This is a genomic window from Micromonospora chaiyaphumensis, from assembly GCF_900091435.1.
Lineage (GTDB): Bacteria > Actinomycetota > Actinomycetes > Mycobacteriales > Micromonosporaceae > Micromonospora > Micromonospora chaiyaphumensis.
Genome location: NZ_FMCS01000017.1, coordinates 1 through 17658, shown reverse-complemented (window position 1 = coordinate 17658; position 17658 = coordinate 1). Strand labels below are relative to the sequence as shown.

Annotated in this window: 15 protein-coding genes and 2 pseudogenes; 8 read left to right on the top strand and 9 right to left on the bottom strand. The window is 74.3% G+C overall.

The window, feature by feature from the left end; translation table 11 throughout:
- Positions 1-57: 57 nt before the first annotated feature.
- From GA0070214_RS30470 to GA0070214_RS30445, 7 genes and pseudogenes are all read right to left on the bottom strand, one after another.
- Positions 58-861 (bottom strand): endonuclease/exonuclease/phosphatase family protein, encoded by an 804-nt coding sequence (locus GA0070214_RS30470; protein WP_091269983.1) that lies wholly within the window; start codon positions 859-861, stop codon positions 58-60.
- A 10-nt stretch (positions 862-871) separates the two neighbouring features.
- Positions 872-2362 (bottom strand): phosphatase PAP2 family protein, encoded by a 1491-nt coding sequence (locus tag GA0070214_RS30465; protein WP_091269982.1) that lies wholly within the window; start codon positions 2360-2362, stop codon positions 872-874.
- 78 nt (positions 2363-2440) lie between these two features.
- Positions 2441-3442 (bottom strand): YihY/virulence factor BrkB family protein, encoded by a 1002-nt coding sequence (locus GA0070214_RS30460; RefSeq protein WP_091269981.1) that lies wholly within the window; start codon positions 3440-3442, stop codon positions 2441-2443.
- Positions 3435-4442 (bottom strand): diacylglycerol/lipid kinase family protein, encoded by a 1008-nt coding sequence (locus GA0070214_RS30455; protein ID WP_091269980.1) that lies wholly within the window; start codon positions 4440-4442, stop codon positions 3435-3437. Before GA0070214_RS30455 ends, GA0070214_RS30460 begins: the two co-directional genes overlap by 8 nt.
- A gap of 115 nt (positions 4443-4557) precedes the next feature.
- Positions 4558-4785 (bottom strand): annotated as a pseudogene (locus GA0070214_RS33115) (Clp protease N-terminal domain-containing protein); the annotation flags it as partial.
- Between the two features lie 144 nt (positions 4786-4929).
- A pseudogene (locus tag GA0070214_RS33110) lies at positions 4930-5133 on the bottom strand (Clp protease N-terminal domain-containing protein); the annotation flags it as partial.
- Entirely contained in the window at positions 5133-5369 is a 237-nt protein-coding gene (locus GA0070214_RS30445) for an HTH domain-containing protein (protein ID WP_089010418.1), read from the bottom strand. The gene GA0070214_RS30445 and the pseudogene GA0070214_RS33110, both read right to left, overlap by 1 nt.
- Before the next feature lie 107 nt (positions 5370-5476).
- On the opposite strand from GA0070214_RS30445, the gene GA0070214_RS30440 reads away from it, so the two are divergent.
- The 6 genes from GA0070214_RS30440 to GA0070214_RS30415 all read left to right on the top strand — a co-directional run bounded on the left by GA0070214_RS30440 (position 5477) and on the right by GA0070214_RS30415 (position 13571).
- Positions 5477-6277 (top strand): PP2C family protein-serine/threonine phosphatase, encoded by an 801-nt coding sequence (locus GA0070214_RS30440; protein ID WP_091269978.1) that lies wholly within the window; start codon positions 5477-5479, stop codon positions 6275-6277.
- A 95-nt stretch (positions 6278-6372) separates the two neighbouring features.
- Positions 6373-7206: a universal stress protein gene (locus tag GA0070214_RS30435; RefSeq protein ID WP_091269977.1), complete on the top strand. Its 834-nt coding sequence runs from the start codon at positions 6373-6375 to the stop codon at positions 7204-7206.
- 128 nt (positions 7207-7334) lie between these two features.
- Positions 7335-9737 (top strand): phosphoketolase family protein, encoded by a 2403-nt coding sequence (locus tag GA0070214_RS30430; RefSeq protein ID WP_091269976.1) that lies wholly within the window; start codon positions 7335-7337, stop codon positions 9735-9737.
- Positions 9734-10600 carry a universal stress protein gene (locus tag GA0070214_RS30425; RefSeq protein WP_091270046.1) on the top strand — a complete coding sequence of 289 codons (867 nt, stop codon included), beginning with the start codon at positions 9734-9736 and terminating at the stop codon, positions 10598-10600. The genes GA0070214_RS30430 and GA0070214_RS30425 overlap by 4 nt, the downstream gene beginning before the upstream one ends.
- A gap of 196 nt (positions 10601-10796) precedes the next feature.
- Positions 10797-11804, top strand: coding sequence for an Acg family FMN-binding oxidoreductase (locus tag GA0070214_RS30420; RefSeq protein WP_091269975.1), 1008 nt, complete (start codon positions 10797-10799; stop codon positions 11802-11804).
- A gap of 93 nt (positions 11805-11897) precedes the next feature.
- Entirely contained in the window at positions 11898-13571 is a 1674-nt protein-coding gene (locus GA0070214_RS30415) for a sensor histidine kinase (protein ID WP_208602965.1), read from the top strand.
- A 19-nt stretch (positions 13572-13590) separates the two neighbouring features.
- On the opposite strand, the gene GA0070214_RS30410 is transcribed toward GA0070214_RS30415, so the two are convergent.
- A complete protein-coding gene (locus GA0070214_RS30410) occupies positions 13591-14229 on the bottom strand; it encodes a response regulator (RefSeq protein WP_091269973.1) in 639 nt (212 codons plus the stop codon).
- Between the two features lie 183 nt (positions 14230-14412).
- Here GA0070214_RS30410 and GA0070214_RS30405 point away from each other — a divergent pair, with 183 nt between their 5' ends.
- Complete coding sequence (locus GA0070214_RS30405; RefSeq protein ID WP_091269972.1) at positions 14413-15384, top strand: Acg family FMN-binding oxidoreductase; 972 nt, start codon at positions 14413-14415, stop codon at positions 15382-15384.
- A 71-nt stretch (positions 15385-15455) separates the two neighbouring features.
- Here GA0070214_RS30405 and GA0070214_RS30400 read toward each other — a convergent pair whose 3' ends face one another.
- Positions 15456-16457 (bottom strand): Rossmann-fold NAD(P)-binding domain-containing protein, encoded by a 1002-nt coding sequence (locus GA0070214_RS30400; protein WP_091269971.1) that lies wholly within the window; start codon positions 16455-16457, stop codon positions 15456-15458.
- Positions 16458-17177: 720 nt separating this feature from the next.
- Here GA0070214_RS30400 and GA0070214_RS30395 point away from each other — a divergent pair.
- A partial coding sequence (locus GA0070214_RS30395) for a hypothetical protein (protein ID WP_091270045.1) occupies positions 17178-17658 on the top strand: 481 nt, incomplete at its 3' end.

Below are 17658 nucleotides of genomic sequence, written 5' to 3'. Positions count from 1 at the left end.
CCTGACCGTGCTGCTGAACCTGCTCGTCTGAACCGGGCGCCGTCGGACAGTGCGGGGTCAGCCGGGCGCCAGCGCCAGGTCGGCGACGACCGGGTAGTGGTCGGAGGCGCTGTCCGCGTCGCCGCCGCGGACCACCCGGACCGCGCGGGCGGTCGCGGCCAGCGCCGGGGTGGCGAGCAGGTAGTCCAGCCGCATCCCGGCGAACTCCGCCCCGCCGTGCCGGGTCGGCACGGTCAGCCCGGCCGGCTCGCCGCCGCCGGCGCGCGGCCAGAGGTCGACCAGGCCCGCGTCGAGCAGCCGGGCCACCGCGCGGGTGTCGACGGTACGGCCGTCGCGGCGCACGTGCCGCCGCCGGTAGAGGGGGGCGAGGCCGGCCAGCCGGGCGGTGTGGTCGACAGCCGGCTCCAGGGTGTTCAGGTCACCGGCGAGCAGGGCGAGGTCGCCCCCGGTCCGCCGCACGGCCGCCGCCAGCCAGTCGGCCTCCATCCGCCGCCGCCCGCCCGAGTACGGGTTCAGGTGGGTGCTGAACACGGTCAGCGGGCCGGCCGCGGTGGCCACCTCGACGCGCGCGGCGGCGTGGTGGAACGGGCGGCGCACCCGGCTCGCCCGCAGCACCCGCAGCGGCGGGCGGACCAGCACCGCCACGGGCTGCCCGAAACAGGACCGGGCCAGGTGCGGCGCCATGCCCACCCGCTCCGCCAGCTCGGCGAGCCCGCCGTCGGAGTCCAGGCCGCGCAGCTCCTGGAGGGCCAGCAGGTCGGGGCGCTGGTCGGCGACCACGGCGGCGATCCGGTCCCGGCGGTCGGTGCCGTCGCGGTCCCGCCCGCCGGTCCGGATGTTCCAGGTCATCGCCCGCAGCATCGGCGCCCGATCAGTCCTCCCGGCCGGCCTTCGCCAGCTCGTCGTCGAGCTCGTGCACCTGCTCCGACTCGATGGCCGGCCGGTTGCCCTGGCGCACGTCCGCGTTCGGCCGGACCACCCACCAGAGCAGCGTGAGCCAGAGCGCGCCGAGCAGGATCGCGCCCATGAAGTCCGTCGGGTGGTGCATGCCCCGGTACATCCGGGAGGTGGCCACCCCGACCGGCATGATCACGGCCATGGCCACGAAGAGCCAGCGCCACCAGCGGTCGGTGCGCGGCAGCACGATGATCGCCATGGCGGTCCACAGGCAGATGGTCGCCGCGATGTGCCCGGACGGGAAGGACGAGGTGGGCATCTGCCCGTCCAGGTTCTCCACCGGCGGGCGGGGCCGCTCCACCACCCGGGCCGTCGCCAGGAACAGGCTCAGCTCCCCGAACATCGCCAGCACCACGAAGAGCACCGGCCGCCACCGCTTCCAGATCGCCAGCACGATCGGGCAGAACACCAGCGAGACCAGCAGGATGGCGTGGGTGTCACCGAATTTGCTCCACCACCAGCTCAGGTCGGTGAGCGCGTCGGTACGCCGGTCGGCGAACCACTGCGGCACCTCCGTGTCCAGGGTGTCGAAGATCGTGCCCTTGGCGTGGTAGCTGACGTACATGCCGAAGGCGTAGAGGGCGCCGAACACGAGCACCCAGCCCACCAGCAGCTCGGCCACGGACGAGCGGGGGTGCTCCAGCACGTGCTCCTCGGCCGGGGCGGGCGTGATCTCCTCCCCCGCCTCGGGCTCCAGGCCCTCGGTGAGCGGCGGCACCGGCCGGCCGCGCTCGCGCCGCCACAGCCGGAAGGCGTACGCCGTCACGCCCAGCCAGGCCGCGCCGAGCAGCCAGCCGCCCAGCACGTCCGAGACGAAGTGCACGCCCAGCGCGATCCGGGTCAGCCCGATGAGGACGACCAGCAGGCCGGCGACGGCGATGGCCGGCTTGCGCCAGCGCGGCGCCACGGCCGGCAGGAACACCAGCAGCAGCGCCCCGTACGCGACGAACGAGCCGAGCGCGTGGCCGCTCGGGAAGCTGTTGCCGGGTGCGTGGGCCACCGGCACGTCCACGACCGGGCGCAGCCGGCCCACCAGCGCCTTGAGCGACGGGTCGAGGATCAGCCCGCCCGCCCCGGTGATGATCAGGTAGACGGCCAGCCGGGACTGGCGGCGGATCAGCAGGCCGACCACCGCGATGGTGACCAGCCAGATGAGCACCGGCCGCCCGCCCAGGTCGGTGACCGCCTGGAGCACGGTGACCAGCGGGTGGTGCGGCGCCACGAGGTGGTTGAACCATTCGGCCGCCTCGTGGTCGGCCCGGTAGAGCGGGCCCCAGTGGAACCGGACGAGCATGAGCAGCACGCCGAAACCGACTCCCGCGCCGGCCACGACGAGCAGGCCCGCCAGGCTCCGCTCGGCGAAATGGCCGAGCGGGCGGCGCGTCGCCTCCTTGACCGCGGTCACCCCGCACCTCCCTCGTCTGCTGCGAGGCGTGCGGTACCCGATTCGGACTCCGCGTACACGCCGGAGGCCGGTGCGACGTCAGAGGGCGGTCATGTCGCCGGTGTCGAGGAGTTCCTCGCGCTCGGCCTCCGGCTCCCAGAGGTCGGGCTGGGCGGGCTCCTCCACCCCGATCCGCATGGCCTCCAACTGGGCGGCGAACGCCAGCCCGCCGAAGAGCGCCATCCCGGTCAGGTTGGCCCAGATCAGCAGGGCCATCATGCCGGTCAGTGCGCCGTACGTCTGCCCGAATCCGCCGCTGTACTTCACGTAGGCGGCGAGCAGCAGGCTGGCCAGCCACCAGAGCGCGGTGGCGATGCCGGCGCCGAAGAAGAGCCAGGACAGTCCGGGCTGGTTACGCCGGGGCGCGTGCCGGAACAGCACCGCCACGGCGAGCACGGTCAGGCCGAGGCTGAGCGGCCAGCGGACCACGTCCCAGGCGCCGTGGGCGAGGTCGCCCCACTCGTAGTGCCGCCGGACCGAGTCGCCCATGGCCCGGCCGCCGACGAGGATCAGGAACCCGGCCAGCGCGGGCACGCCGGCGACCAGCGCGAGGACCGCGGCCCGCAGGTATTTGAAGAGGGCCGGGCGGTCCCGCTCGACGCCGTAGATCCGGTTCGCGCCCCGCTCGATCTGCGCCATCGTGGTGGTGAGCGCCACGAGGCCGGTCAGCAGGCCGAGGGTCAGCGCCAGCTCACCGGCGTCCTCGGTGCGCTCGGTGTCCGCCAGCAGCTCCTGCACCATCGACTCGCTCTGGCCCGGGGTGATCGCCAGCACGGTGTCGGCGACCACCTTGCCGCCCTCGTCGACGCCGAGGTCGGTGATCAGGCCGGTGAGCGCGATGAGGAACGGCACCACGGCGAGGCAGAGCTGCAGCGCGAGGGCCCGCGAGTGGCTGAAGCCGTCGCCGTAGCGGAACCGGATGAAGGCGTCCCGGAGCAGGTGCCAGCCGCCGTGGCGGCGCAGGGTGTGCCAGGCGTCGTCGGCGGAGAGCTCCTCCTTCGCCATCAGCCGGGTCTCGGGGACCAGTTTGGTGCTACTCATGCCGGGCCTCCTCGACCAGCCGCTCGCCGCGCTCGGCGGCCGCGTCGGCGTCGACGGACAGGTCGGGGTGGCGCGCCGGCCGCGGCACGCAGAGCCAGAGCGACTCGGGCCGGATCTCGATCTTCAGGGACCGGCCCGGCTCGATGAGGTCGCCGTCGAGCTGCCGGGGCTGGGCCCGGTTGCTGGTGATCTCGACCTTCCGGGCCCGGAACACCTCCATCCGGGGCACGCTGCCCCGCCGCCGCAGCACCGCCCAGCCGAGGGCGAGCCAGTGACCGAGCGTCCGCGGGGTCAGCACCGCCACGTCGAGCCAGCCGTCGTCCGGCTCGGCGTCGGTGAGCAGGCGTACCCCGCCCTGGAGCCGGCCGACGTTGCCGACCAGGACCGAACGGGCGCGCCGGCGCAGCGACGGCCCGCCGTCGATGCGGATCGAGACCCGCATGGGCCGGTCCCGCAGGTGCTTGGCCGCCCCCACCACGTAGGCCGGCCAGCCGAACCGCTTCTTGGTCGTCTCGGAGGTGGAGTCGAGCATCTGCGCGTCGAAGCCCATCCCGGCCATCACGGCGAAGCACCGGTCGCCGACCGCGCCCACGTCGAGCCGGCGTACGCCGCGCTCGACGGCGACCTCCAGCCCGGCGGCGAGGTCGCCGGAGAGGCCGAGGTTGGCGGCGAGCAGGTTGCCGGTGCCCTGGGGCAGCACGGCGAGCGCCACGTCGGTGCCGGCGAGCGCGGTCACGCAGGCCATCACGGTGCCGTCGCCGCCGCAGGCGAAGACCACCTCGGCGCCGGCCTCGACGGCCGCCTCGGTCTGGCCCCGGCCCGGGTCCTCCGCCGTGGTCTCGTACCAGGCCGGCGCGGGCCAGCCGGCGGCCGTGAGGGCGCCGTCCACCGTCCGGCGGAACCTGTCGAGATCGGTCACCTTGGTCGGGTTGACCACCACGGCCGAGCGTGGTGCGGGGTTGTCCGCGGTCAACGGGCTCTTCTCGTCTCCACCGTCCACGGCGCAAGTGTGCAGCAAGCGGGGCGGCTCAGCGACCCGACACCGGCCGACGTTGCGAGGACCGCAAACAGGTTTGATCCGCTGCCGGACCCGTGGCGGCGGCCGGCCGGGCCGCTCAGGCCGCCGTGCGCAGCGCCGCCTCGACCCGGCGGCGCAGGTCGTCGAGGTCCGCACCGGCCTCGGTGAGCACGAGCGCGGCCAGCCCGTTGCCCTCCCGCAGCAGCCCGAGCAGGATGTGCTCGGTGCCGATGTGGCGGTGGCGCAGCCGCAGCGCCTCCCGCAGGGACAGCTCCAGCACCTTCTTGGCGCGGGGGGAGAACCGGCCGCTGTCGGGGCGGCGACCCCACCACCGGCGGGGCGCCGGGGCCGCTTCGCGCAGCGCGTCCGGGCCGAAGGACTCCTCGATCCGCGCGACGATCGCGGCGAGGTCGATGCCGATCTCGCGCAGCGCCGCCGCGTCCGCCGCGCCGAGGCCGTCGACACCGTGCGCGGTGTGCCGGGCCACGGCGGCGCGCAGGTCCTCGGCCCGGATGCCGCCGGCCGAGAGCACCCGGACGGCCAGGTTGTCGCCGTCGGCGAGCACGCCGAGCAGCAGGTGTTCCGTGCCGACCGGGCGCCGGCCCTCGGTGCGCGCCTCGTCGACCGCGTGGTGCACCACCGCGCGGGCCCGGTCGGTGAACCGTTCGAACATCACGCCTCCCAGCTTCCGCGGACCGCCGGTCGCCCGGCGTGCTTCTTGTGGACCGCCTGCCGGCTGACCTCGAGGGCGTCGGCGATCTCCTGCCAGGACCAGCCCTGCCGTCGGGCGTTGTCCACCTGGACCACCTCCAGCCGTTCGAGCAGCCGGCGCAGGGCGAGCACCGCCCGCAGCCCGACCTTCGGGTCGGTGCTGCCGGCCGCCGCCGCGAGTTCCGTCGCCTGACTCATGTTGTCAACTTTGGTTGACGGAAGGCCCTTTGTCAACCCCGGTTGACAATCCGACACGTCACCGCGACCTGCCGAGCCGCGACCCCGACCGGTGTTACGGTCCGCTGGTGTTCCGCCGCCGCCCGCTGGACCAGCCGGTCCAGGCCACCCGCCGGCTGACCGTCGGCCGGCTCACCCTGGAGATCGCCGGGGGCAGCGTGGTCGGGCACCGCTACGCGGAGAACTTCGACGTCCTGCACGTCGACCCGGAGCTGCCGCTGGCCGCGGTCGCCGACGGCATGGGCGACGGCGAGGGCAGCCGGGTCGCCGGCACCACCGCCATGACCACCTTCGTGGCGCAGGTCCGCGCCGGCTGGCCGGCCGTCGACGCCGCCCGGCTGCGCGCCGCCACGACCGAGACCCAGCTCCGGGTACGCCGGGCCGGGGCGGGACTGGCCGGGCTGACCGGCTGCACCCTCACCGCCCTGGTCGCCGAGCCCGACGGCGGGCAGGGCTGGCTGGTCCAGCTCGGCGACTCACGGGCGTACCGGCTGCGCGACGGGCTGCTCGAACTGGTGACCGTCGACCACAGCATGGCCTGGCTCGGCCTGCTGCACGGCTGGTGGCCGCCCGACTCGCCGGAGGCCGCCCGGGCCCGCTACCAGCTGCTGCGCTACGTCGGCCACCCGGACAAGCCCGAGCCGGACCTGCTCGCCGTGCCGCTGCGCAGCGGCGACACCTGGCTGCTTTGCACTGACGGGGTGAGCGACCAGCTCGGCTACCACCGGCTGCGCGACCTGCTGGCGGCGCGCCGCGACCCCGCCCGGACCGCGGCGGCCCTGCTCGCCGCGAGCCTGGCCGAGGGCGGCGAGGACAACGCCACGGCCGTGGTCGTCCGCGTCCACCCGGCCCTGCCCAGCCCACGCTGATCCCTCCCGTCGACGCCAGTTCCGCCGACCGGGTCCCGGCGGACACCCGCACGACTACCGTGGGTGAGGAGAGCGCGGTCGGGAGGTGAGCCGGGATGCCCGCACCCACCCATGGCGCGGTGGTGGTCGGCGTGGGCAGCTCGGCGGAGGACCTCGAGGTGGTCCGGACGGCCGCCGGTGAGGCCGCCGCGCACGACCGGCCGCTGCACCTGCTGCACGCCTTCAACTGGGCGGCAGCCCTGGAGTCGTTCTCGGTGAGCGGCCCGCGTGCGGCCGCCGAGGAGCTGCTGGAGAAGGCCGGGCGGGTGGCCGCCGAGGCCGCGCCGGGGTTGCCGGTCACCGACGAGATCGTCGAGGGCGACCCGATCGAGGGGCTGGTCCGCGCCTCCGACTCGGCGTTCCTGCTGGCGGTCGGCGACGGCGGCATGGCCGGCTGCGCGTCCTGCGTACCCGCCGACGTGCCGGCCGTGCAGCTCGCCGCCCGGGCCGGCTGCCCGGTGCTGGTGGCCCGGATCGAGCCGCCCCCGCAGGGGCCCCTGCTGGTCGGCTTCGACGGGTCGGAGAGTTCGCACGCCACCCTGGCGTACGCCTTCGACTGCGCCGAGAGCCGCGGCACCCGGCTGCTCGCCATCCGGGTGACGGAGCCCAGCCACCACCCCGACGGCGACGACGGCCTGCTCGACGAGGCCGTCTCCCGGTACGGTGCCCGGCATCCCGGGGTGGCCGTCGAGTGCCACACGATCAGCGGCGATCCCGGTGCCGTCCTGCTGGAACAGTCCCGCTCGGCACAGGTGGCGCTGGTCGGGGCGCGCGGTGACGAGCCGCTGCGGGGCATGCTGGGCGCGGTCAGCCAGACGCTGCTCTATCACTCGCCGGCCCCGGTGATCGTCGTCCGTGGACTCGACCCCGACGACGAGGACGGGTCATGACGCCCGCCCGGTCCGGGACCTACGGCCCTGATCGACGCGCCGGCCGAGGGACGAGGCTGGACGTGCCGGGGGCGGCCGATCCGCTCCCGGGTGGCAGAAGACCCCGAGCCGCGAGAGGCTAACGCAGCATGGACACCGCTCTGGACCTGCACAGCCCACTGACCGAGGACGAGCTGCGCCGGCTCGACGCCTACTGGCGGGCGGCCAACTACCTCACCGTCGGGCAGATCTACCTGCTCGACAACCCGCTGCTGCGTGAGCCGCTGAAGCCCGAGCACATCAAGCCCCGACTGCTCGGGCACTGGGGCACCAGCCCCGGCCTCAACCTCCTCTACACGCACCTCAACCGGATCATCGTCGGCCGGGACCTATCCGCCATCTTCGTCACCGGCCCGGGCCACGGCGGCCCCGCCCTGGTGGCCAACACGTGGCTGGAGGGCACCTACAGCGAGCTCTACCACCACATCGCCCGCGACGAGACCGGCATGCAGCGGCTGTTCCGCCAGTTCTCCTTCCCCGGCGGCATCCCCAGCCACGTGGCGCCGGAGGTGCCGGGTTCGATCCACGAGGGCGGCGAGCTGGGATACGCGCTGAGCCACGCGTACGGCGCCGCGTTCGACAACCCGGACCTGCTGGTCGCCTGCGTGATCGGCGACGGCGAGGCGGAGACCGGGCCGCTGGCCGGGAGCTGGCTGTCCAACGTCTTCCTCAACCCGGCCCGGGACGGGGCGGTGCTGCCGATCCTGCACCTCAACGGCTACAAGATCGCCAATCCGACGGTGCTCGACCGGATCCCCGCCGAGGACCTGCTCGACCAGATGCGCGGCTTCGGCTACCAGCCGTACGTCGTCGAGGGCGACGACCCGGCCCGGGTGCACCAGACCCTCGCCGCCACCCTGGACCGGGTGGTCGACGAGATCGCCGAGATCCAGCGCCGGGCCCGCACGGGGGGCGAGGTCGAGCGCCCCCGCTGGCCGATGATCATCCTCCGTACGCCGAAGGGCTGGACCGGCCCGGCGGACGTCGACGGCAAGCAGGTCGAGGGCACCTTCCGCGCCCACCAGGTGCCCATCGACGGGGTACGCGACAACCCGGCGCACCTGGCCGAGCTGGAGCGCTGGCTGCGCAGCTACCGGCCGGAGGAACTGTTCGACGCCACCGGCGCGCCGGTCCCCGACCTGGCAAACCTGCCACCCACCGGCGACCGGCGGATGAGCGCCAACCCGGTGGCCAACGGCGGCCGGCTGCTGCGCGACCTGGAGCTGCCGGACTTCCGTGACTACGCGGTCGACGTCAAGGAACCGGGCACGCCGATGGCGGGCGCCACCGGCGCGCTGGGCCCCTGGGTCCGCGACGTGATCACCCGCAACCCGGAGACGTTCCGCCTGTTCGGCCCCGACGAGGTCGCCTCGAACCGGCTCAGTGCCGTCTTCGAGGTCACCGACCGGGCATTCGTCGGCAGCCGGCTCCCCGGCGACGACCACCTGTCCCCCGACGGCCGGGTCATGGAGGTGCTCTCCGAGCACCTGTGCCAGGGCTGGCTGGAGGGCTACCTGCTGACCGGCCGGCACGGCATCTTCACCAGCTACGAGGCGTTCATCCACATCGTCGACTCGATGGTCAACCAGCACGCCAAGTGGCTCAAGGTGACCCGTCAGATCCCGTGGCGCGCGCCGGTGGCGTCGCTGAACTACCTGCTCTCCAGTCACGTCTGGCGGCAGGACCACAACGGCTTCTCGCACCAGGACCCGGGCTTCATCGACCACGTGGTCAACAAGAAGGCCGAGGTGGTGCGGGTCTACCTGCCGCCGGACGGCAACACCCTGCTCTCCACCATGGACCACTGCCTGCGCAGCCGGCACTACATCAACGTGGTGGTGGCCGGGAAGCAGCCGGCGCCCAACTGGCTGACCATGGAGGAGGCCATCCAGCACACCCGCCGCGGCCTGGGCATCTGGGACTGGGCCAGCACCGACGACGGCAGCGAGCCCGACGTCGTGCTCGCCTGCGCCGGCGACGTGCCGACCCTGGAGACGCTCGCGGCGGCCGACCTGCTCCGCCAGCACCTGCCCGACCTCAAGGTCCGGCTCGTCAACGTGGTCGACCTGATGCGCCTGCAACCGCCGTCGGAGCACCCGCACGGCCTGCCGGACAGCGAGTTCGACACCATCTTCACCCGCGACAAGCCGGTCATCTTCGCCTACCACGGCTACCCGTGGCTGATCCACCGGCTCACCTACCGCCGGACCAACCACGACAACCTCCACGTGCGCGGCTACAAGGAGGAGGGCACCACCACCACGCCGTTCGACATGGTGATGCTCAACGACCTCGACCGCTTCCACCTGGTCATCGACGTCATCGACCGGCTGCCCGGGCTGCGCTCGCGCGCCGCCCACCTGCGCCAGGAGATGGTGGACCTCCGGCAGTCCTGCCGCGACTACACCCGGCAGCACGGCGAGGACGACCCCCGGGTCGCCGAGTGGCGCTGGATCCGGGAGACCGACCCGGCCGTGCGGAGCGGGGCATGAACGGCGAGGAGATCCTGGTCGGCTACGACGGCTCCGCCGACGCGACGGTGGCCCTGAACTGGGCGCTGGACGAGGCGGGCCGCTCGGGCCGGCCGGTCCGGCTGGCGTACGTCTTCGAGTGGCTGACCGTGGCCGGCTGGATCGGTCCCGGCGTGGCGCCCGGCGTCTGGCCCGACGAGACCGCCCGGCGGCAGGTCGAGGACCTGGTCCGCCGGGCGGCGGCGGACGCCGCCGCGGACCGGCCGGGGCTGACCGTGCACGGCGAGGTCTTCGACGGCCCGCCCGCGCTGGTCCTCCAGGAGCGCTCCGCCGAGGCGGGGATGCTGGTGCTCGGCAGCCGGGGCCACGGCGGCTTCGCCGGGCTGCTCACCGGCTCCACCGCCGTCAGCGTCACGGCGCACGCGCACTGCCCGGTGATCGTGGTCCGGGACGGCCGGCCGGCCACGTCCGGTCCGGTGGTCGTCGGCACGGACGGCTCCCCGTCGTCGGTGCAGGCGCTCGGCTTCGCCGTCGAGCGTGCCGCCCAGCGGGACGTGCCCCTGCGAGCGCTGCGGGTCTGGGAGCCGCCCGGCGAGGGGCGGGTGCCGCCGGGCTTCGACCCGGAGGAGGCCGCCGCCACCGAGCGGGCCGCCGCCGAGGCGGACCTGGTCCCCTGGCGGGAGGCCTTCCCGGACGTGCCGGTCGAGGTGGTGGCCAACCCGGGCAGCCCCGCCGCGCTGCTGGTCGAGGAGAGCCGGTCGGCCCAGCTCGTGGTCGTGGGCAGCCGGGGCCGGGGCGGGCTGCGCGGGATGCTGCTCGGCTCGGTCAGCCAGCAACTCATCCAGCACGCCCAGTGCCCGGTCGCGGTGGTCCGCGAACGCTGAGCTGGCCCGCGGCCGTCTCCGCGTCGCAGCGGCCCGGGTAGGGCAGACCTGGGTGATCCGACGGGTCGAAGGGCCCGTGCGCGCGGGACGTCGGACGCGTGCGACCACCGCGGACATGGCCGAGGATGGAGCGGGCAACCCCACCCGGGTGACCCGGGCGTGGGGCACGATGGGGAGAGACAGGAAGGTCGTGACGATGAGCCACGAGAAGCCGGCCACGGACCGCCCGCTGACCACCGCCCTCGCGGAGGCCGCCGGAATGGCCGGCCATGCTCCCTCGGTGCACAACACGCAGCCGTGGCACTGGACGGTGTTGCCCGACACGCTGGAGCTGCGCGTGGTCCGGGAGCGGCACCTCAGCGTCCTGGACCCGGAGGGCCGGCTGCTGGTGCTGAGCTGCGGCGTCGCGCTGCACCACGCCCGGGTGGCGCTGGCCGCCGAGGGCTGGACCCCGGTGGTGGAGCGCGTGCCCGACCCCGGCCAGCCCGATCTGGTCGCCCGGCTGACCGGGTTCAAGCCCACCGGCGCGGACCCGGACGCCATGCGCACGGTGCAGTGCATGCAGGTCCGCCACACCGACCGCCGGCCGGTCAGCGACGAGCCGATCCCGACCTCCGTGCTGGGCGAGATCGACCGGGCGGCCACCCGGGAGGGCGTCAACCTGCAGGTGCTGGACGACGACCAGAAGATCGAGCTGGCCGCCGCCGCCCAGCAGGCGGCCGCCGTCGAGAGGGACAGCCCGGACCTGCTGGAGGAGCTGGCGTACTGGACCAGCCGGGCCCGCGCCGGCACCGGGCTGCCGCCGGAGGTCGTGCCGGAGCGGGCTCCGGAGACCACCGTTCCGGCCCGCGACTTCGGCTACGGCACGCTGCCGGTGGGTGAGGGGCACGACCGGGCCGCCGTCTACGGGATCCTCTGGGGCACCGAGGACGAGCCGGACAGCTGGCTGCGCGCCGGCGAGGCGCTCTCCGCCGCCTGGCTCACCGCCACCCGGCACGGCGTCTCCCTGGTGCCGCTCTCCGGCGTGGTCGAGGTCGACAGCACCCGCCAGACGCTCCGGCAGATGCTGTCCGGCCTCGGCTTCCCGTACATCTCGATGCGCCTCGGTCTGGCCGACCCGACGCACGCCGGCCCCCCGCACACCCCGCGGCTGGACGTCGCGCAGACCGTCGACACGTCGGCGGTGCGCGGCCAGCTCTCCTGACGGATCTTCGGCCCGGCGGCCACCGGGCGATAGCATCGCCCGGTGGCCAGCGCACCGAATCCACGCAACGAGAACGTCACCCCCTCGCTGGGGCTGACGCCGCTGTCCCGGGTGCGGCTCGACGAGCTGCTCCAGGAGATGCTGGACCGGGTCGGCGAGGTGGTCACCAACCGGGAGCGGCTGCGCGCCCTGCTCGACGCGGTCGTCGGCATCGGCTCCGACCTCGACCTGCGCAGCACCCTGCAACGGATCGTGGCGTCGGCCTGCGAGCTGGTCGGCGCCCGCTACGGCGCGCTCGGTGTGATCGGTGCGGACCGGCTGCTGCACGACTTCATCGTCCACGGCATCAGCGACGAGCTGCACGCCGAGATCGGTGAGCTGCCGCACGGGCGTGGCGTGCTCGGCCTGCTCATCGACGACCCCCGCCCGCTGCGCATGCCGGACATCACCCGGCACCCCCGGTCCTACGGCTTCCCCCCGAACCACCCGCCGATGCACAGCTTCCTCGGCGTCCCCGTACGCATCCGGGACCACGTGTTCGGCAACCTCTACCTGGCCGAGAAGCAGGGCGCCGCCGAATTCACCGAGGACGACGAGGAGATCGTGGTCGCGCTCGCCGCGGCGGCCGGTGTGGCGATCGAGAACGCCCGCCTCTACGCCCTGGCCCACCGGCGGGAACGCTGGCTGGCCGCGACCGCCGAGATCACCTCGGTGCTGCTCGGCGAGGTCCGCCGCACCGACGCGCTGACCCTTGTCGCCCGGCGGGCCCGCGAGGTCGCCGACGCCGTGCTGGCCCTCGTCCTGCTCTACGACGAGGACGAGCGCCACTTCACCGTCGAGGTGGTCGACGGCGCCGACGGCAGTACCGCCCGGAAGCTGATCGGCGCGGTGCTGCCCGCCGGCGAGACCACCTTCGCCGGCTCGGTCACCGATCGCCGCCACGAGCTGCTGGAGAACCTCGCCGAGGCGGCCCCCTGGCCGCACCCGGTCGTCGCCGGCCCGGCCGTCGTGTCCCCCCTCGCCGCCGCGGACACCCTGCACGGCGTGCTGGTCGTCGCGCACCGGCCCGACCGGGGTCCCGCCGCCGAGGACGACGTGGCCCTGCTCGGCAGCTTCGCCGGCCAGGCCGCGCTGGCCATGGAGCGGGCCCGGGGCCAGGAGGAACGGGAACTGCTGGTGGTCCTGGAGGACCGCGAGCGGATCGCCCGCGACCTGCACGACGTGGTGATCCAGCGGCTGTTCGCCACCGGCCTGCAGTTGCAGAGCGGCGCCATGAACGCCCGCCCCGAGGTGGCCAAGCGGATCAACCAGGCGGTCGACGACCTGGACGCCACCATCCGCGACATCCGCCGCACGATCTTCGAGCTGCGCACCCCCATGAGCGCAGCGCTGCGCACCGAGATCCGCGAGGCCATCGAGGCGGCCGCCGAGTCCCTGGGCTACCGGCCCGGCCTGGACCTCGTCGGCCCCATCGACAGTGCCGTCCCGGACCAGCTCCGCCCCGAACTCACCGCCGTGCTCCGCGAGGCGCTCTCCAACGCGGTACGCCACGCGCGGGCCGACCGGGTGTCGGTGCGGGTGCAGGTCGACGCCGGCTGGGTGAGCGTCACGGTCACCGACGACGGTGTGGGCTGCGACCCGGAGGCGGCCCGCAGCGGCCTCGTGAACCTGCGCGAGCGGGCCGAACGGCTGGGCGGCGACTTCCAGCTCGGCCGGGTGGCGCCGCACGGCACCGAGCTGCGCTGGAGCGTCCCGCTGCGCGACTGACCGGGCGGGACGCCCGGACTCAGTGGCTCTTGCCGAGCAGCCGGGTGGCCAGCACCGCGGCCTGCGTACGCCGCTCCAGGCCGAGCTTGGCCAGCACGCTGGAGACGTAGTTCTTCACCGTCTTCTCGGCGAGGAACATCCTGCCCGCGATCTCCCGGTTGGTGAGCCCCTCGGCCACGTACTCCAGGATCCGCCGCTCCTGCTCGGTGAGGGACTTCAGCTCGCGCGGCTGCTCGACGCCGCTGCGGATCCGCTCCAGCACCCGGGTGGTGATCGCCGGGTCGAGCAGGGACTGCCCGGCCGCCACCCGCCGGACCGCGTCCACCAGGTCGGTGCCGCGGATCTGCTTGAGCACGTAACCGGCGGCACCGGCCATGATCGCCGCGAAGAGCGCCTCGTCGTCCTCGTACGAGGTGAGGATCAGTCCCTTGATCGACGAGTCCACGGCGCGGATGTCCCGGCACACGTCGATGCCGTTGCCGTCGGGCAGCCGGGCGTCGAGGATCGCCACGTCGGGGCGGAGCGCCGGGATGCGGCGGGACGCCTCCTGCGCCGAGCCGGACTCGCCGACCACCTCGATGTCGCCGCTGCTCTGCAGCAGGTCGGCAAGGCCACGACGGACGACCTCGTGGTCGTCGAGCAGGAACACCCGGATCATCCGTCCTTTCTACCCTCCCGCCCGGAGGTCCCGCACGGGCCGAAGGTCCCGACCGGCACGCGGCCGCGGCGGGCAGACGGACCCGCCCAGGTGGGGACCTCCGGCCCTGCTCGCCGCCCCACCCGGTGACGGACGGTGGAGACGGACCGGCCGGCAGGGCGGCCCGCACGGAGGGAGCCAGCCATGACCACGGGCTACACGGTCGACCAGCTGCGAAAAGCCGCCGCGGACGCGGTGCGCGCGCCGTCGCTGCACAACACCCAGCCGTGGCGGTTCCGCCTCGTCGACGGCGGGATCGAACTCGCCGTCGACCCGCGGCGCCGGCTGCCCGCCAGCGACCCGAGCGGCTGGGGCACCCGGATCGCCTGCGGGGCGGCCCTGTGCAACCTGCGGCTGGCCCTCGCCACGGCGGGCACACCGGCCACGGTGCGGCTCCGCCCGTACCCCGGCGACCCGGACGTGGTGGCGCGGCTCGTCCCCGACGTGCCGCGCCGGCCCACCCCGGCCGAGCAGAGCCTGCACCGCGCCATCGCCCGCCGGTTCAGCAACCGCGCGCCCTTCTGGCCCGATCCGGTCCCCGCCGACGCGCGCTGGCGCCTCGTCGAGGCCGCCCGCGCCGAGCAGTGCTGGCTGGAACTCGTCATCGGCACCACGGCCGTCAACGCCTTCGCCGAGATCGCCCGCAGCGCGCACCGGGTGCTGGAGCGTGACTCCGCGTACGTCACCGAGCGGACCCGGTGGATCCGCTCCGAGCCGTCCCCCGACGGCGTGCCGGCCGCCGCGGGCGGGCCGCAGAGCGAACCGCAGGACCTGCTGCCGCAGCGCGGCTTCGGCGGCCGCAACCGCGCCCCCGGCCGGGACTTCGAGCCGGAACCGCTGGTCGCCGTGCTCGGCTCGACCGGCAACACCGCCACCGACCAGATCGTCGCCGGGCAGGCCCTGCAACGGGTGCTGCTCACCGCGACCGACGCCGGCCTGGCCGTGTCGATGCTCTCCCAGCCGATCGAGGTGCCCGGGGCGCGGGAGGCGCTGCGGCTGTCCCTGGGCCGGTTCGGCACACCGCAGATGGTGATGCGGATCGGGTACGGCCAGCCCGGCCGCACCACCCCGCGCCGGCCGGTCGACGCCGTGCTCGACCTGCCCGTGGTGCGCTGACGGCCGGCGGTCGCGCCGGTCGGCATCGCCCGTCGTCGTCGGGCGTCGTCGCCGGTCTTCGTTGCCGGTGGTCAGGCCCGCAGGGCGGCCAGGAGGGCCGCCTCCCGCTCCGGGGCCAGGCCGACCGGCGCCCGCGCCGGACGTCCCGCCCGGGCCGGCACCTGGCCCACCTCGCGCAGCCAGCGCCACGTGTCCGCGACCGTCTCGGCCGCCGGCCGGCAGGCCAGGCCCGCGGCGTGGGCCCGCTCGACGTCCCGCTCCTGCAACCAGCGGTACTCGTGCCCGAGCGGGATCCAGATCGGCAGGTCGTTCCACGGCTCGACGCCCGCCGCCAGGAGCGCGTCCGGGTCCGTCCAGCGCAGCGTCGCGTCCGCGCCGGTCACCGCCACGGCCGCGTCGAGCAGCTCACCCATCGTCGTGTGCCCGGTCCGACTGACCACGTTGTACGCCCCACCGGCGCCCTCACTCCCCCGGTCCAGCAACCAGATCGCCAGGTCCCGCGCGTCGACGTACTGCACCGGCAGGTCGCGCGGGCCGGGAGCCAGCACCTCCCCGCCCCGGGCGACGCGGTGCAGCCACCAGGGCAGCCGCCCGATGTCCTCGCCCGGCCCGAGGATCAGCCCGGCCCGCACCAGCAGCGCCCGGTCGCCGAACACCTCCACGGCGGCCCGCTCCCCGCCCGCCTTGTTCTGCGGGTAGTCCCCGTCACCCGCGTCCGCCCCGGCCTCGAAGACCGGCGCGTCCTCGGCGGTGCCCAGCCCGACCGGCGGCGCGTAGACCGAGCCGCTGGAGACGTAGACGTAGTGCGGCACGGCGCCGGCCAGGGCGCGCGCCGCGTCACGGACCGCCCGGGGCGCGCCGTCCCAGGTGTCGACCACCAGGTCCCACTCGCCGCCGGCGAGGGCCGCCAGCCCGTCCGGCGCTGTGCGGTCACCCCGCAACCGGTGTACGCCCTCGGGCGCGCTGCCGTGCAGCCCCCGGTTGAACACCGTCACCGACCAGCCGCGGCGCACCGCCTCTGTCACCACGGCCCCACCGACGAATCCCGTACCGCCCAGCATCAGAACTCTCATGCGTCCCACCCTGCCCCGCCGGCGCCCTTCCGTGAGCGATGTTCACGGTGAGCGGATCTGCCGACGGCAGAAGCCGAGCCTTGATCCACTCCACCTCGCCGAGGTGGCGGTGTCCCGCATGCGTGGTCACCGCCATCCCGGCGACCTGGTGTCGATCACGTCCCATCGCGGGGTGGCGCGAGGAATGTCCGTTGCCTGCCATCACCCGGCGGCTAAGTGGAACGCCATGGAGGTCTCCGCGGCCGGGATACCTCCACACCGTTCCACCGACCGGTCTGAGCCCCGGCGGATTGTCCGTTTCGCGCCGTCCCTCGGGCGGTGAGTGGAACGCTGTGGGTGTCTCCGGGGCCCGGATCCACCCATGGTGTTCCACCGACCGTCGTGATCTGGGCGGTGTGTCCGTTTCGTGGGGGTGACCGGTGGCACCCCGGCGGTGGAATGGTGGGTGGGCGGGGGTCGTTGTACCCGGTGCACGACCGAGGAAGGCGCCCCGCCCAGCGGGGTGACCGGCCCCTCCGGGAACCGCCCCGCCAATCAAGGTGGGTGTGCCGGGCCCGGAATGATGGTGGGCCGCCGGTCGTTGTACATGGTCCCGGCGCGACGAAGAGGCCTAAGCCCCGCGCGCTGGATGATCCCCCAAGACTTTCTTTGAGCGCCTGACGGTGCTTGCGCACGGCCGACCCCCATCGGCGTGTGCGCCAACCCCCAAGGAGCTTTGTCATGAACTCGATGCTGCGTAAGAGCGTGCTGGGTATTGCTGGTCTGGCTTTCACCGGTGGCGTGTTCGCCGGTCCGGTCGCCGCTCACGCCGACGCCCGCCCCGTCGAGGGCAGGCCGGTCGCGGTCGCGACGGTGCAGGGCGCTCAGTCGAAGATCGACCTGAACGGTGAGCAGACCGCGAACGCGAAGGCGATCATCGCGGCGACGAAGAAGGCCGGTCTGCCGGAGCGGGCCGCGGTCATCTCGATCGCCACGTCGCTGCAGGAGTCGAAGCTGGAGAACCTCGGCCACCTCGGCGACAAGAACGATCACGACTCGCTGGGCCTGTTCCAGCAGCGCCCGAGCTCGGGTTGGGGCACGCCGGAGCAGATCACCGACCCCGAGTACTCGACCCTGGCCTTCCTGAAGGGCCTGAAGCAGGTCGACGGCTGGCAGGACATGCCGCTGACCGAGGCCGCGCAGACCGTGCAGGTCTCGGCCT